This is a genomic window from Rhodococcus sp. OS5 (genome assembly GCF_056837585.1).
In genome coordinates this window covers 2,262,851-2,277,297 of the sequence record NZ_CM166368.1, presented here as the reverse complement: position 1 = coordinate 2,277,297, position 14,447 = coordinate 2,262,851, and the positions used below count along the sequence as shown (strand labels likewise).

Genomic DNA, 14,447 nt, shown 5'->3' with positions numbered 1-14,447 from the left:
TGCAAAAATGCAGATATGACACTCGGACTGAGCCCGGACGACCTACTGGTGCTTCTCGCGGTCGGTCGCACCGGCCGCTTCAACACCGCCGCCGACGACCTGGGCCTCAACCACACCACCATTTCGCGCCGCATCGCCTCGCTCGAGAAGAGCCTCGGCGGCCGTGTACTGGTCCGCTCGTCCGGCGGCTGGGAGTTGACCGACCTGGGCAGACAAGCCCTCAGCGCGGCCGAGCGCATCGAGGCCGCGGTGAACGAACTGGCACTCGACTCCACCGGTCAGCAGCAACTCGACGGCGTCGTGCGGGTCTCGGCCACCGACGGCTTCAGCGCATACATCGCGGCCCCCGCCGGCGCAGCGGTTCGCAGACGCCATCCTCGCGTGAGCGTGGAGATAGTCGTCGCGACCAGAAAGGCGTCGCAGATACGCTCGGGGCTCGACATCGAGGTTGTTGTCGGCAAACCTCAAGTTCACCGCGCCGAGGCCGTCCATCTGGCCGACTACGCGCTGGGTTTGTACGCCTCCCGAGAGTATCTACGTCAGAATGCAGTGCCCGAAAGTGCCGAAGAGCTGGCCGAACACTCGCTCGTGTATTTCATCGACTCGATGCTGCAGGTCGACGAACTCGATCTGGCCCGCAAGCTCACGGTTTCCATGCGCGAGGCCGTCACGTCCACCAACGTGTTCGTCCACATCGAGGCAACGCGCGCGGGTGCCGGCATCGGCCTGCTCCCCTGCTTCATGGCCGAGCAGCACGACGATCTGATTCGCGTGCTGCCGACTCACATCGAAGTCAGACTTTCGTACTGGTTGGTGGCTCGTTCTGAATCCTTGCGCCGACCGGAAGTCGCAGCGGTGGTGACGGCACTTCGAGAGACGGTGGATCGCAAGCGATCTCAACTCCTCGGCTCTCCCGGGGCGAACGAAGCGCTCAGTCCAGAGTCGAACGATGCTGGACGATGACCTTGCGCGCCAACTCGGCGATCTTGACGTTCATGTTCTGCGAGGTTCGCACCAGAATGTCGAAGGCCTCGTCGTCGGACACCCGATGCAATGCCATCAGCAGACCGACGGCCTGACCGATTTCGCGACTGCTCGCCAGACCTCGCCGCAGCGAGTCGGCATCCTCTCCTCGGTTCAGCGCGGTGACGGCCACGGATGCAAACGATGCCAACATGATCGCGTGGTCGGCAACAGTTTCCGTGAATGCTCCCGGAGTGTCGGAGAAGAGGTTGAGGGCACCGAACTTCTGACGATCGACCATCAGTCGGAACCCCATCGAGCCACGAATGGGTGTCTCTGCCACTACTTTCCGAGCGAACTCGGGCCACTGATTCGGAGTGCGAAGATCTGACTCGAGCTGCGGCGCCTCCGTGTCGAGGGCGTCGATGCACGGCCCCTCGCCAGTCGCACGTTCGAGATCGTCTGCATGCTCGGCGATCTCGTCGCTTGCCGCTACCGTGACGTTGGTGTTTCCCCGTCGCAGCATCAGGCTTGCGTGATCGCAACCGGGAATCAACTCGACAGCCGCCGAACAGATCGCGGAGTACACCTCGGCGCTGTCTGCGGCGGAGTAGAGGATCTCCGCCAACGCCGCGAACACTGCCGTGGGTTCTGTCAGTGCTTGGTCGCGCTCAGCCATCTCCATACACCTCGGGGTCTACCGTTCATCGAATTCTTCACCGAACGGTACAAACCTTACTTACTCGAGCGGATGGGGTCGCCGCCGCTCGCCGATTCCCGCCCGTCCGTCCCCTGAAAAGCTTCCGTGGCCGCGCGGTGATGCAGAGCCGTGACGGTGGTGATCTGCTTGGACACCAGGTCGTTGAGCTCGCGGTACTGCTCCTCCGTCTCCCCGGCCGGAATGTCTCTCAGGACCTCCCACATCGCACTCTTGCCGCACAGAGCGGTCCGCATGATCTCGAGAGTTGCCAGCTTCACGAGACGGTTGCGCCAGATGGCGTCGACATGGACGAGGCGCCTGATCCGATTGACCGTCGCGTCGATCTTGGAGTACCGCGGCAGAGATATGCCCTGGGTGTCCTCGATCAGTTGCAGCAGCTGCTCGATCTCGTACTCGAGCTCACCCGGCAACGAGTCCAGCTCACCGTCGGCCCACGCGCCGTACGAGTCCGAGAGTGACCGCGAGAGTTGCAGCCCTACCATCGCTCCGCACAGGTGAGTGACCAGATAAGCAGTGGCTATGTGTTCCTCAGCAGATCTCGACCGACTACCGAACATTGGGATCCTCCTGGGCGACGCTCGACCGGTCTGTGCTGACACGGGTGGTGATTCGACATCCGCCTACCCGCGACAGACCGAGAACAAACGACGGGCGACTCAGACCCGATCCGGCACCACGACGACGGGTTCGAGGATCTCGGCCCGAGACTCCGGCGCTGCGGCGCGCAAGGCGTCGGCCGACTCGTCGTCCGGCTGGGTCTGCGACTCGATCTCCGCTTCGACGCGCGCTCGGTACGTGTCGACCTCGCGCTCGACGGTGGCGGCATCCCAACCGAGAATCGGGGCAACCAATCCGGCAACCTGTTGCGCACAGTTGACACCACGATGCGGGTACTCGATTGCGATGCGCATGCGGCGAGCCAGGATGTCGTCGAGGTGCAATGCACCCTCGGCCGCGGCGGCGTACACAGCCTCGACCTGAAGGTAATCGGGGGCATCTGTGATGGGCTGCAACAACTCCGGCGTCTGTCGGCCGAGTTCGAGGACCTCCGTGATGAGTGAACCGTAGCGGTCGAGCAAGTGCTTGACGCGATACGGATGCAAGCCGTACTGCTCGCCCAGTTGCACAGTCTGATTGATCAACGCGAAGTATCCGTCGGCGCCGACGAGCGGCACCTTCTCCGTGATCGACGATGCCACTCGCGCCGGAATGTCTTCTGCTGCGACGTCGACGGCGTCTTCCGCCATGACCCGATACGTCGTGTACTTTCCACCGGCGATGGCGACCAGGCCTGGAGCCACACGGGCAACGGCGTGCTCGCGCGAGAGCTTCGACGTCTCGTCGCTCTCACCGGCAAGCAGCGGACGCAGGCCTGCGTAGACACCGTCGATGTCGGCGTGCGTCAGCGGCGTGACCAGAACGGAGTTCACGTGGCCGAGGATGTAGTCGATATCTGCTTTGGTTGCCGCTGGGTGAGCGAGATCCAAGTTCCAGTCGGTGTCCGTGGTGCCGATGATCCAGTGACTGCCCCACGGAATGACGAACAGCACCGATTTCTCGGTACGCAGGATGATGGCGGCTTCACTGACGATGCGATCGCGCGGGACGACGATGTGTACGCCCTTCGACGCTCGCACCCGGAACCGTCCGCGCTGACGTGAGAGGGCCTGGATTTCGTCCGTCCAGACACCGGTTGCATTGATGACGACGTGACCCTTGACCTCCGCGGTACGGCCGTCTTCGCAGTCGCGAACACGAACTCCCGAGACCCGGTCCGCTTCACGCAGAAATCCCACGACCTGCGTCGACGTTCGGACGACCGCGCCGTAGTGGGCGGCGGTCCGTGCAACGGTCATGGTGTGCCGAGCGTCGTCGACGACGGTGTCGTAGTACTGGATGCCACCGGTCAGTGAACTGCGCTTGAGGCTCGGCGACATGCGCAGTGCGCCCGCCCGCGTCAAGTGCTTCTGGGAGGGGACCGACTTGGCGCCGCCCATTCGGTCGTAGAGGAAGATTCCCGCGGCCATGTACGGGCGCTCCCACACGCGGTGAGCCAGAGGGAACAGGAACTTCAGCGGCTTGACCAGGTGCGGAGCGAGCGTGGTCAGCGAGAGCTCGCGCTCACGCAATGCTTCACGAACGAGGCCGAATTCGAGTTGCTCGAGATAGCGGAGACCGCCGTGGAACATCTTCGACGAGCGACTGGACGTACCGGATGCGTAGTCACGGGCCTCGACCAACGCAACCTTCAGCCCGCGGGTGGCCGCATCGAGGGCCGCTCCGACACCGACGACACCACCGCCCACCACGACGACGTCGAATTGCTCGGTCTGAAGTTGTTCCCAAGCAGCTTCGCGCTGCTGCGGGCCGAGAAACTGCGCACCTTGCTGCTTACTCAACCCGGTCTCCTGTAAGTCGACGACGAATCCGTTTACAGGCTAGTAGCTTGATCCACATACTGCGACAGCGCACGGATTACTGCGAACACGCCCGAACCTAGGAGCACAGTGAATCAATACATCGCCGCCATCGACCAAGGCACGACGTCGAGCCGCTGCATGATCTTCGATCACGACGGCGCCGTGGTGAGCGTTGCGCAGAAAGAACACGAGCAGATTTTCCCGCGAGCAGGTTGGGTCGAGCACGATCCGGCGGCGCTGTGGATCAACACTCGGGAGGTGGTGGCCGGCGCTCTCGCGAAGGTCGATCTCACGCGGGCCGACATCGCTGCCGTCGGAATCACGAATCAGCGTGAGACGACCGTCGTTTGGGAGCGTTCGACGGGTGAGCCGATCTACAACGCGATCGTGTGGCAGGACACGCGCACGGATCAACTGTGTGTCGAACTGGGCGGCGACGAGGGTCCGGACAAGTATCGAGACAAGACCGGACTACCACTCTCGACCTACTTCGCCGGGCCGAAGATCCGCTGGATTCTCGACAACGTCGACGGTGCGAAAGCAAAAGCGGAGGCCGGCGAATTGTGCTTCGGCACTGTCGACACGTGGATCGTGTGGAACCTGACCGAGGGCGTCCACGTGACAGATGTCACCAATGCGTCACGCACGATGCTGATGGATCTCGAGACCCTCCAGTGGGACGAATCGATCTGTGCGGACTTCGGAATCCCGATGTCGATGCTCCCGGAAATCCGTAGTTCCTCAGAGGTCTACGGCACAGGACGTCCACGCGGCAATCTCGCCGGTGTGCCGGTCGCCGGAATCCTCGGTGACCAGCAGGCAGCCACATTCGGCCAGGCCTGCCTCTCCGAGGGTGAAGCCAAGAACACCTACGGCACCGGCAATTTCATGCTTCTCAATACGGGCACGAAGCCGGTGCACAGCAAGCACGGACTACTGACGACCGTCTGCTACAAACTCGGCGAAGCCCCAGCCGTGTACGCACTCGAAGGTTCCGTCGCCGTGACGGGTTCCTTGGTCCAGTGGCTTCGAGACAATCTCGGAATCATTCAGAACGCCAAGGACATCGAGCCGCTCGCCGCAAGTGTCGACGACAACGGCGGCGCCTACTTCGTGCCCGCGTTCTCCGGGCTGTTCGCACCTCGGTGGCGACCGGATGCCCGGGGTGTCATCGTCGGTCTGACGCGGTTCGTCAACAAGGGACACCTGGCCCGCGCAGCGCTCGAGGCGACGGCATACCAGACCCGCGAGGTCATCGACGCCATGCGAGCGGATTCGGGAGTCGAACTGTCCGCACTGAAGGTCGACGGCGGCATGGTGGTCAACGAAACCCTGATGCAGTTCCAGTCGGACATCCTCGGAGTTCCCGTCATCCGCCCGGTGGTCAACGAAACGACAGCTCTCGGTGCTGCATACGCAGCGGGCCTCGCCATCGGTTATTGGGCCGACACCGAAGACATCCGCAACAACTGGGCCGTCGGCCAAACCTGGGAACCGGCGATGGACGAGTCCGAAAGGTCACGGCTGTACGCGGAGTGGAACAAGGCCGTCGAGCGGACGTACAACTGGTCCGAGTAATCACCCCGATCCTTCCATACCGGAAGAGCTGATCATGGTCGCCTATTGATACTCCTGAGGTATCAATAGGCGACCAAGTTGGTATTGGACGTGACCTACACCACTCTGCGAATCTCATTCAGGCACGCCACGTTTCGGCGCCGCGAATGTTGCAGAGAAAGGTCGCCACGCATGAGTTCACCCACTCGCAGTTCCGAGGAGATCAACGCCAAGGCGCGAAGAGCCGGTATCGCTTCGTTCATCGGAACCACTATCGAGTGGTACGACTTCTACATCTACGGCACTGCCGCTGCCCTGGTATTCGGCGACATCTTCTTCTCCGACACTCTCCCGAACGGAGTCGGAACTCTCCTCGCCTTCATCACACTCTGGGCAGGCTTCCTCGCCAGGCCGATCGGCGGGATCATCTTCGGTCACCTCGGCGACCGGATCGGACGCAAGAACACTCTCGTCATCACCTTGATGATGATGGGTGTCGCCACGGTAGGCATCGGACTCCTCCCCACCTACGCACAGGTCGGGATCTGGGCGCCGATCGGTCTGGTCACCCTTCGCGTCATCCAAGGAGTCGCGGTCGGTGGCGAGTGGGGCGGCGCAGTGCTCATTGCCAGCGAGAATGCACCGAAGGGCAAGAGCATCCTCTACTCCGCGTTCGCCCAACAGGGCTCACCCGCCGGAAATCTGTTGGCCACCATCGCGTTCTTCCTTCTGTCCTCGATGCCGACGCCGTCGTTCCTCCTGTACGGATGGCGCATCCCGTTCATCATCTCGGCGGTGCTGGTCATTCTCGGGATGATCATTCGCCTCAAACTCGAAGAGTCGGACGAGATGAAGGCCGTTCTCGCACGCAAGAAGGTCGTCAAGCTTCCGCTCGCCGAAGTCTTGCGCAAGCACTGGGTACTGGTTCTCCTCGGCGCCGGCGCACTCCCCCTCGCCCAGGTCACCTATTTCAAGAACACCTTCGCATTGTCCTGGGCTACAAAAGAACTCGGATACGATCGAGGAACCTTCCTGGCCGCCATCGCGATCGCGCTCGTCGTGCAGTTCATCGTCCAACCTTTCGGTGCCGTCCTGGTCTCCAAGATCGACATGCGAAAAGCCATGTGCCTGATGGTGATACCGGAGTTCGTCCTCATGCCCGCCATGTTCTTCGCGATCCGAACCGGGAACTTCACCATCGCAGTCGTCGCGATGTGTCTGGCCACGATCCCGCACTCGATGTTCTACGGCGCCATCGCCGGCGTTCTCGCTCGGGCCTTCCCCGCCAACATCCGTTACACCGGTCTGTCGACGGCGTACCAATTGTGTTCCCTTGTCGTCGGCGGCGGAACTCCCGTACTGGCGCAGTGGATGCTCAACACGTCAGGCAATATCGTCGGGGTCGCGATCGTATCCGGGCTGTACGCCCTTGTCTCGCTGATCTGCACCCTGCTCCTGCTCCGACGTACCGGCTACAACGCGGGCGAACTCTCGACGGCCGAACAAGCGGACTACGACGAACTCGAACTCGAAAACACTCTTGTCGATATTGCGAACTCGCCGAAGTCCGAAGCGGGTGAGATTCCTACCGGTCGGGCAACCGTCTAGGCCAGGGACGGCAGCGCCTGCTCGGACAATTTCAACACTTCGAGAAGAGCAGGTCTGTCGTCTCCCTCTCGCCAGGCGATACGCAGTTGAAGAGGAGGAGGTGGGTCCATGACCGGAACAAAGACAACATCAGGATTCACGATGCTCTGGGCCACCGAGGAAATGGTCAACGAGCATCCGATTTCCGCGGACACCAGCGCGATCAACGACATCGAATCCGGTGCCGTCTGCACGATGCGAGCCAGGAACCCTGCGTTCTTCGAGGCAGTGAGCAGAGACTCCCGCAGAATCGAACCTGGCTCCGCCGGAAGCGTCACCCAATTCTCGGACTCCAATTCGATCAACCGAACCGAGTCCCTCGACGCCAACGGGTGGTCTTTGGACATGGCCACCAGAAAGTTCTCCTCGGCGATCAATCTCGACGTGATCCCGAGCGGCGGTACGGTCCACCGCACCATCCCGATGTCGAGTCGTCGATCGAGCAGCATCAACAACGCCTCGTTCGCGAAAGCAGAACTGTCGAGCACGAATTCGATACCGGGATTGGTCTTTCTCACCAATTTCGCCCACCGCCCGACGAGCAGATGCGAAGAAGTCCCCGCGAAACCCAGGCGAACGCGACCTGTCGTTCCCTTGCCTGCCGCAGACACCGCGATCTCGGCCATCCGGCACGCGTCCAGAATCTCGCGCGCCGGAAGCAGCAGCGCTTCACCGGCAGCAGTGAGCCGCACAGTTCGAGTGCTCCGATCGAACAACGGCGAACCGAGCTGTTTCTCGAATTGCCTGATCGTTCGACTCAGCGGCGGTTGCGCAATCCGAAGCCGCTGCGCCGCACGGCCGAAATGTAGCTCCTCAGCCACCGCGAGAAATGCGTTGATCTGATGAATTTCCACCCGACATTGTTGCGCCACACCGGCCGAACATGTCAAGTTCCGAAACCGACCGAGTGCGCGAAAGAACAAGAAGAGGTACACACGTGGACAAGACCCTCTCGATGAAAGAGGCCGTCGGCCGATACGTCGAAGACGGGATGACCGTTGCGCTGGAGGGATTTTCGCATCTCATTCCTTTTGCCGCGGCACACGAGATCATCCGGCAGGGCAGAAAGGACCTCACGCTCTGCCGGATGACGCCGGACATCGTTTCCGATCAACTCGTCGCCGCCGGCTGCGTCCGAAAGCTGGTTGCCTCGTTCTTCGCCAGCGGCTCCGCAGGTTCTCTGTACGAGTTACGCAGACGCATCGAGAACCAGGACCCGCTCCCCCTCGAAGTCGAGGAATACAGTCATTACGGCATGGTGTGCCGGTATCAGGCGGGAGCGGCCAGGCTTCCCTTCTTCCCGCTGCGGTCGTACGCCGGTAGTGATCTACCCGCACTCAACCCACAACTGAGACTCGTCGAGGATCCGTACGGCGGCGGGAGCGTCTACGTTGTGCCGCCGTTGAATCCGGATGTGACGATCATCGGCGCACAGCGAGCGGACACGTCCGGGAACGCACAGATCTGGGGCATCGCCGGGGTGCAGCAAGAAGCCGTTTACGCCGCGAAGAAGGCGATCGTCGTTGTGGAAGAGCTGGTCGACGACGAGGTCATCAGGTCAGATCCGAGCCGAACTCTGATTCCCTCGCATGCAGTCGACGCGGTTGTCGTCTGCCCGCGCGGCGCGCACCCGTCGTACGCACAGGGATACTACGACCGCGATTGCGGCTTCTACCGACGCTGGACCGAGATTTCCAAAGACCCTTCGTTGCTGAGAAATTGGCTCGACGAATGGGTGTACACACTCGGCGATCACGACGAATATCTCGCCAAGCTCGGAGCTGACTACTGGTCGGATCTCGAGGTCGGATCAAAACTCTCCACACCTGTCGACTACGGGAGCAGACTGTGACCACCACGATTGTCAGCGGTAACACCACCTCCACCGAAACGATCGTCGCCGTCGCGGCACGCGAGTTGGCGGGTAAGCGCCGGGTCTTCGCCGGAGTCGGGCTCCCCACGCTCGCAGTCGATCTCGCGCGCCACACGTCGAATCCGGACGTAGAACTGATCTACGAATCCGGAGTGTGCGGCGCGCATCCGTCGGCGATGGCCGAAGGTATCGCCGACTCCGTCGTGGTCTCCGGCGCCGAATCCGTGCTCAGTATGGCCGCACTCTTCGGTTATGTCCTGCAAGGTGGCAACGTCGACGTCGGTTTTCTCGGGGCCGCTCAAATCGATCGAACGGGAAGCCTGAACACAAGTTTCATCGGTGACTGGAAGAACCCGACGGTCAGACTGCCCGGCGCAGGCGGGGCCGTCGAGATCATCGCGAACGCGGCCGAGATCTTCGTCGTGATGCGTCGCCACGACCTCAGTTCCTTTCCGGCCGCGCTCGACTTCTGCACCTCACCCAGCCCCGCCCGCGCCCACGCCAGCGGAAAGGGCATCATGCCGGCAGGTGCAGGGGTGACAAAGGTGTTCACCAACCTCGGTGTCCTGACACACCAGTGCCCCGGCGGCGAGTTGGAGCTGACCAGTGTCCACGAAGGCATCTCGGTCGATCAGGTGCGAGAGGCGACGGGATGGGATCTGGCCGTCGCCGACCACGTCACCGTCACCACCCCGCCGTCCGGTACGGAGATCGATCTGCTCCGCAACACTATCGACAAAGTCAGGCTGTACCTGCGGTGACACTGTCCCGGAGCCTGCCGACGGCGTCGACCAGCACCGCTTCGGGATACGTCGCGAAACACAGTCGAGCGCTTCGACCAAGGTCCGCTTCGACCGCGAAGGCCGAACCTGGGACAAATGCCACGCCATGCGCGAGCGCGGCACCCAGGAGTTCGGTGGTGTCGACGTCGTCGAGGAAATCCATCCAACAGAACATCCCGCCGCGGACCTCGGAAAAGCGTGCACGCCCACTCAATTCCGTCTCGGCGGCCGTGACCAACGCCTTCGCCCTCGCGCCGTACCCCGCTCGAAGCACGTCGAGATGCGCGTCGAACCATTCGACGTCGGAGAAGAGGTCTGCGGCGATCTGCTGTGTGAGCGAAGACCCGCACAGGTCAGCGCCTTGCTTGATCAGTTCGACCGCCTCGCAGACCTTTCGGTCGCCGTGCAGCCAGCCGACGCGCAGCGCCGGTGCCAACACTTTGGAAGCACTGGACAGCCGAATCACCCTGTCCGACAACGCCGCCAGCGGTGCGGGCGGTTTCTCGCCGAAGTACAGTTCGCCGTACGGGTCGTCCTCGAGAACCCAGAACCCGTATCGGTCCGCCAGTGCCGCCAAGTGCGCTCGCCGCTGCGCCGAAAGCACCGCGCCGCGCGGGTTGTGGAAATTGCTCACGGTGTGAACAACTTTGGGCCGAAGACCGGCGTCGAGTTTCGCTTCGAGCGCGTCGGTGTCCATTCCGTCCTCGTCGAGCTGGACGGGAACGAGACGGGCCTGCGCCGTTCGAAAGACCTGCAGCGCACCGGTATATGCCGGTTCCTCCACGACCACGACGTCACCGGCGTCGAGGAGGACCTGCGCGAGCAAGCTCAAACCTTGCTGAGAACCGTGGGTGATCACGACTTCGGACACGTCGAGTGTCCGCCCGATCTTGGATGATTCGCGCTCGGCGATCACCTCACGGAGGCGCAGCAGGCCGGAGGTCTCGCCGTACTGAACGGACGAGGGGTCACCGAGTGCGTCGTGGGCTGCCTTCGAGATTCGCTCCCGCGGAATGAAATCGGGATCGGGCAGTCCGCCGGCCAAGCTGATGACGTCGGGCCGGGCAGTCAGGGTGAGCAGATCGCGAATTGCAGAACTACGGAGTCCGTCCATGCGAGCGGACAGCGCGGCGTGTGTCATATGAAGCTCCCAGGCACGCAGAATGAAGGTCAGAGGAAAAACACCCTGAGCCGTCCTGGGTCAACGGGGCGGGAGAGCGCCGAGATACCGACCCTTGATTCGGTCGGTATCTCGACTATCCCACCAATACTTCAGTATGTGAAACAGAGTTCCCACATTGTAAGAAGACTCTGGTCGGTTGTCAGTCCAGGTCGTCGTGACGCATGAGCTGACGAGCAGCCTCGGTGATCGATCCGGTCAGCGACGGGTACACCGAGAACGTCTGCGCCAGGTCGTTGACCGTCAGGTTGTTCTGTACGGCGATCGCGATCGGCAGGATCAATTCCGAAGCAGTGGGTGCGACCACAACACCGCCGATGACCACGCCGGTAGCCGGGCGGCAGAAAATCTTCACGAATCCGCGACGCAAACCGGACATCTTGGCGCGCGGGTTGGTGTTGAGCGGCAACATGACGGTGCGCGCAGGCACCTCTCCGTTGTCGATCGCTGCCTGCGAAACACCCACCGTTGCAATTTCGGGGCGTGTGAAGACGGCCGACGCGACGGTCTTCAACTTGATCGGGCTGACGCCTTCACCCAGTGCGTGGTACATCGCGATACGTCCCTGCATCGCAGCCACCGACGCGAGCGGGAGCAGTCCGGTGCAGTCACCGGCAGCGTAGATACCGGAAACCGTGGTGCGCGAGACCCGGTCGACACGCAGGTATCCACCCTTGTCCAACTCGATGCCGACCCGCTCCAGGCCGAGACCGTTGGTGTTGGGGACGGAACCGACGGTCATCAGAGCGTGGCTTCCTTCGACCGTGCGGCCGTCGGAGAGCTTGACGACGATGCCCTTCTCGGTGCGCTCGACGGCGTCCGCGCGGGCGTGCTTGACGAGGGTGACACCGCGCTCGGCGAGGGCGTCCTCGAGCACGAGCGCCGCATCGGCATCCTCGCCGGGCAGAACACGGTCGCGACTGGACACGAGCGTGACCTTGACGCCCATCTCGGTGTACGCGGAGACGAACTCGGCACCGGTGACACCGGAACCGACCACGACCAGGTGCTCGGGAAGCTCGTCCAAGTCGTAGAGCTGGCGCCACGTCATGATTCGCTCACCGTCGGGCTCGGCTCCCGGGATGATGCGGGGGCTGGCGCCGGTGGCGATCAACACGACGTCTGCGTCGATGGTCTTCTGCTCGCCGCTTCCGAGCGTCGCGCGAACCTGGTGTGCTGCCATGCCGAGGAGTGGATCGGTCAGTTCGGCGGTGCCGGAGAGAACCTCGACGCCTACCGTCTGCAACCGTGCGCGAATGTCCGAGGACTGGGACAATGCGAGACTCTTGACTCGGGAGTGGATCTTCGGCAGTGACACCGAAGCCTGCTCCGGATCCAGAGTGATGCCGAGGTCGGATGCACGACGCATGTCGGTGCGGATTCCGGTGGACGCGATGAACGTCTTCGACGGGACACAGTCGAACAGCACACACGCACCGCCGACGCCGTCCGAATCGACCAGGGTGACCGCGGCCCCGTGCTGCGCGGCTACCAGTGCCGCCTCGTAGCCGGCGGGTCCGCCACCGATGATCACGATCCGGGTCATGTGTCCTCCAAGTCCTCGCGTGGCCGGCAGGGGTCTCCCGTCGACCAGTGTCACGCTATTCGAGCACCACGTGTCGCGCAGTGCTTGTACCAGATTACTTGCGTCCGGTGGTCCGCTTCGCCACACCCTCGGACCACGGTTTAGGCTTGCGCCCGTGTCGATTTATGCCGCCTACGGTTCCAACATGCATCCCGAGCAGATGTTGTTGCGCTGCCCACACTCCCCCATGTCCGGGACAGGGTGGCTGCGAGGCTGGCGCCTGACCTTCAGCGGCGAGGACCTCGGCTGGGAGGGTGCTCTCGCCACCGTGGTCGAAGATCCCGATTCCAGTGTTTTCGTGGTGCTCTACGACGTCCCGGAAGAGGACGAAGTGAGTCTGGACCGCTGGGAAGGTGCCGAACTGGGTCTGCACCGCAAGATCCGCGTGCGGGTCGACACCGCCGGCGACGCGGTACTTGCGTGGCTCTACGTCATGGATGCGTACGAAGGCGGGCTGCCGTCGGCCCGCTACATCGGTGTGATGGCCGACGCTGCCGAGATTGCCGGAGCGCCGGCCGAGTACGTACGAGAGTTGCGGACGAGAAACAGCCGCAATGTCGGTCCGGGTAACGGTGTTACCGATTAGATAGCTGCCCTGCTCAAAGCAGCAGGAAATACGCGAGCACTGCCAGTGCTGCGAGCACCACCACAACCGTCACGCCGATGAGCACACGCTTGGAACCGCGCGACTCCGATTCGCCTGCGACAACTGCAGTTTCCGGCTCGGCGGTCGCCACCCCGGCAGCGGTTTCTGCCGCCACCTTCTCGCGTCCCAGGGTGTCGAACACCTCGGTCACGTCGTGTGAAGGCGGCAATCCGATCGGCACGATAGTGTGCGACGTCGAGGTGAATCCGGCAGCCAGAATTGCGGCTCCCAGCGCAGCCGACTGCTCAGGTCCGGGACCGAGTTCACATCTGACACCGAGCTTTTCGGCAATCCCGGCCGCTATGGACATCATGGCCGCTTTGTCTGTCGCCGGTTCGCCGTCACCGGTGACGACTACGGCGTCCAGGTTCTCCGGCATCCAACCGAACGCACCCAGAGCCGTCGCGAGGCGTGAACTCGGCGAACTCCCGTCGCCGGCAAAGCCGAATGCACGGCCGGCCGCGACACCAGAACGCACGAGGGTGACCGCTGCCCCGGTGTCGTCCACGTGATAGATGCCGATGAGCGTGCCGGCGAGTGCCGCGATTTCCGACTCGAACCACGCCGACACGGCCTCGGCATCCGAGACGAGTGTGACCCGTTCGAGGCCCGCGTAGACCAGCGAATCCTGCATGAGGGCCGCTGTCGACGAGTCCCAGCGTGACGGGTAGGTCGCGACGATGTCGGGCGCTCCCCCGCTTCGACCACCACGATCGGGCAGCGGCTCGCATTCCTGCAACAGACAGCGAATCGAGGTCGCCACCAAATCCTCGGCGCGGTAACGAGTATCGGCAGTTCCCGCGACGCCACTCGGGTCCCCGACGCGACCGACAAAGCCCGACCAGCTCTCGGCGAACTCACGGCCGGCACCCAGTTGCTCGGTGCCACCGAGCACCGTCGTTCCGTCCTTGCGTTGATTGAGGATCGTGTCCCGAACCAATACCACCGGATCGGCCGAACCCGGATCGTTCGACGCAACGACAGCCGTCGACACCAATGTGCCGATTCGCACTCCCACACCTATGGACATGCCCGTACCTTCACTCGAACGACACGAAAAACGGTACCCCCGA

Annotated in this window: 13 protein-coding genes; 6 read left to right on the top strand and 7 right to left on the bottom strand. The window is 62.8% G+C overall.

What is annotated here, in order from left to right:
- Positions 1 to 15: 15 nt before the first annotated feature.
- Positions 16 to 963 carry a LysR family transcriptional regulator gene (locus ACVZUB_RS10745; RefSeq protein WP_058039067.1) on the top strand — a complete coding sequence of 316 codons (948 nt, stop codon included), beginning with the start codon at positions 16 to 18 and terminating at the stop codon, positions 961 to 963.
- Here the strand turns inward: ACVZUB_RS10745 and ACVZUB_RS10740 are convergent.
- The 3 genes from ACVZUB_RS10740 to ACVZUB_RS10730 all read right to left on the bottom strand — a co-directional run bounded on the left by ACVZUB_RS10740 (position 932) and on the right by ACVZUB_RS10730 (position 4,083).
- Entirely contained in the window at positions 932 to 1,648 is a 717-nt protein-coding gene (locus ACVZUB_RS10740) for a GAF and ANTAR domain-containing protein (protein WP_003940742.1), read from the bottom strand. The two genes, ACVZUB_RS10745 and ACVZUB_RS10740, sit on opposite strands and share 32 nt — an antisense overlap.
- 50 nt (positions 1,649 to 1,698) lie before the next feature.
- Complete coding sequence (locus ACVZUB_RS10735) at positions 1,699 to 2,166, bottom strand: hypothetical protein (protein WP_228232568.1); 468 nt, start codon at positions 2,164 to 2,166, stop codon at positions 1,699 to 1,701.
- 174 nt (positions 2,167 to 2,340) lie between these two features.
- A complete protein-coding gene (locus tag ACVZUB_RS10730; protein WP_003940825.1) occupies positions 2,341 to 4,083 on the bottom strand; it encodes a glycerol-3-phosphate dehydrogenase/oxidase in 1,743 nt (580 codons plus the stop codon).
- A gap of 108 nt (positions 4,084 to 4,191) precedes the next feature.
- Here ACVZUB_RS10730 and glpK point away from each other — a divergent pair, with 108 nt between their 5' ends.
- Positions 4,192 to 5,682 (top strand): glycerol kinase GlpK, encoded by a 1,491-nt coding sequence (gene glpK, locus ACVZUB_RS10725; RefSeq protein WP_058039065.1) that lies wholly within the window; start codon positions 4,192 to 4,194, stop codon positions 5,680 to 5,682.
- Between the two features lie 171 nt (positions 5,683 to 5,853).
- A complete protein-coding gene (locus tag ACVZUB_RS10720) occupies positions 5,854 to 7,269 on the top strand; it encodes an MFS transporter (protein ID WP_042449618.1) in 1,416 nt (471 codons plus the stop codon).
- On the opposite strand, the gene ACVZUB_RS10715 is transcribed toward ACVZUB_RS10720, so the two are convergent.
- Positions 7,266 to 8,162: a LysR substrate-binding domain-containing protein gene (locus ACVZUB_RS10715; RefSeq protein ID WP_030535055.1), complete on the bottom strand. Its 897-nt coding sequence runs from the start codon at positions 8,160 to 8,162 to the stop codon at positions 7,266 to 7,268. The two genes, ACVZUB_RS10720 and ACVZUB_RS10715, sit on opposite strands and share 4 nt — an antisense overlap.
- A gap of 83 nt (positions 8,163 to 8,245) precedes the next feature.
- Between ACVZUB_RS10715 and ACVZUB_RS10710 the strand changes: the two genes are divergently transcribed.
- Entirely contained in the window at positions 8,246 to 9,160 is a 915-nt protein-coding gene (locus tag ACVZUB_RS10710) for a CoA transferase subunit A (protein WP_003940930.1), read from the top strand.
- Positions 9,157 to 9,942 (top strand): CoA-transferase subunit beta, encoded by a 786-nt coding sequence (locus tag ACVZUB_RS10705; protein WP_341514179.1) that lies wholly within the window; start codon positions 9,157 to 9,159, stop codon positions 9,940 to 9,942. The genes ACVZUB_RS10710 and ACVZUB_RS10705 overlap by 4 nt, the downstream gene beginning before the upstream one ends.
- Here ACVZUB_RS10705 and ACVZUB_RS10700 read toward each other — a convergent pair.
- Positions 9,923 to 11,104, bottom strand: a complete 1,182-nt coding sequence (locus ACVZUB_RS10700; RefSeq protein WP_007727308.1) for an aminotransferase-like domain-containing protein — start codon at positions 11,102 to 11,104, stop codon at positions 9,923 to 9,925. The two genes, ACVZUB_RS10705 and ACVZUB_RS10700, sit on opposite strands and share 20 nt — an antisense overlap.
- A 181-nt stretch (positions 11,105 to 11,285) precedes the next feature.
- Positions 11,286 to 12,689 (bottom strand): NAD(P)H-quinone dehydrogenase, encoded by a 1,404-nt coding sequence (locus ACVZUB_RS10695; protein WP_341514178.1) that lies wholly within the window; start codon positions 12,687 to 12,689, stop codon positions 11,286 to 11,288.
- A gap of 154 nt (positions 12,690 to 12,843) precedes the next feature.
- Here ACVZUB_RS10695 and ACVZUB_RS10690 point away from each other — a divergent pair, with 154 nt between their 5' ends.
- Positions 12,844 to 13,314, top strand: coding sequence for a gamma-glutamylcyclotransferase family protein (locus ACVZUB_RS10690; RefSeq protein WP_003940753.1), 471 nt, complete (start codon positions 12,844 to 12,846; stop codon positions 13,312 to 13,314).
- A gap of 13 nt (positions 13,315 to 13,327) precedes the next feature.
- Here ACVZUB_RS10690 and ACVZUB_RS10685 read toward each other — a convergent pair whose 3' ends face one another.
- Positions 13,328 to 14,404 carry a hypothetical protein gene (locus ACVZUB_RS10685; protein ID WP_030535059.1) on the bottom strand — a complete coding sequence of 359 codons (1,077 nt, stop codon included), beginning with the start codon at positions 14,402 to 14,404 and terminating at the stop codon, positions 13,328 to 13,330.
- Between the last annotated feature and the right edge of the window lie 43 nt (positions 14,405 to 14,447).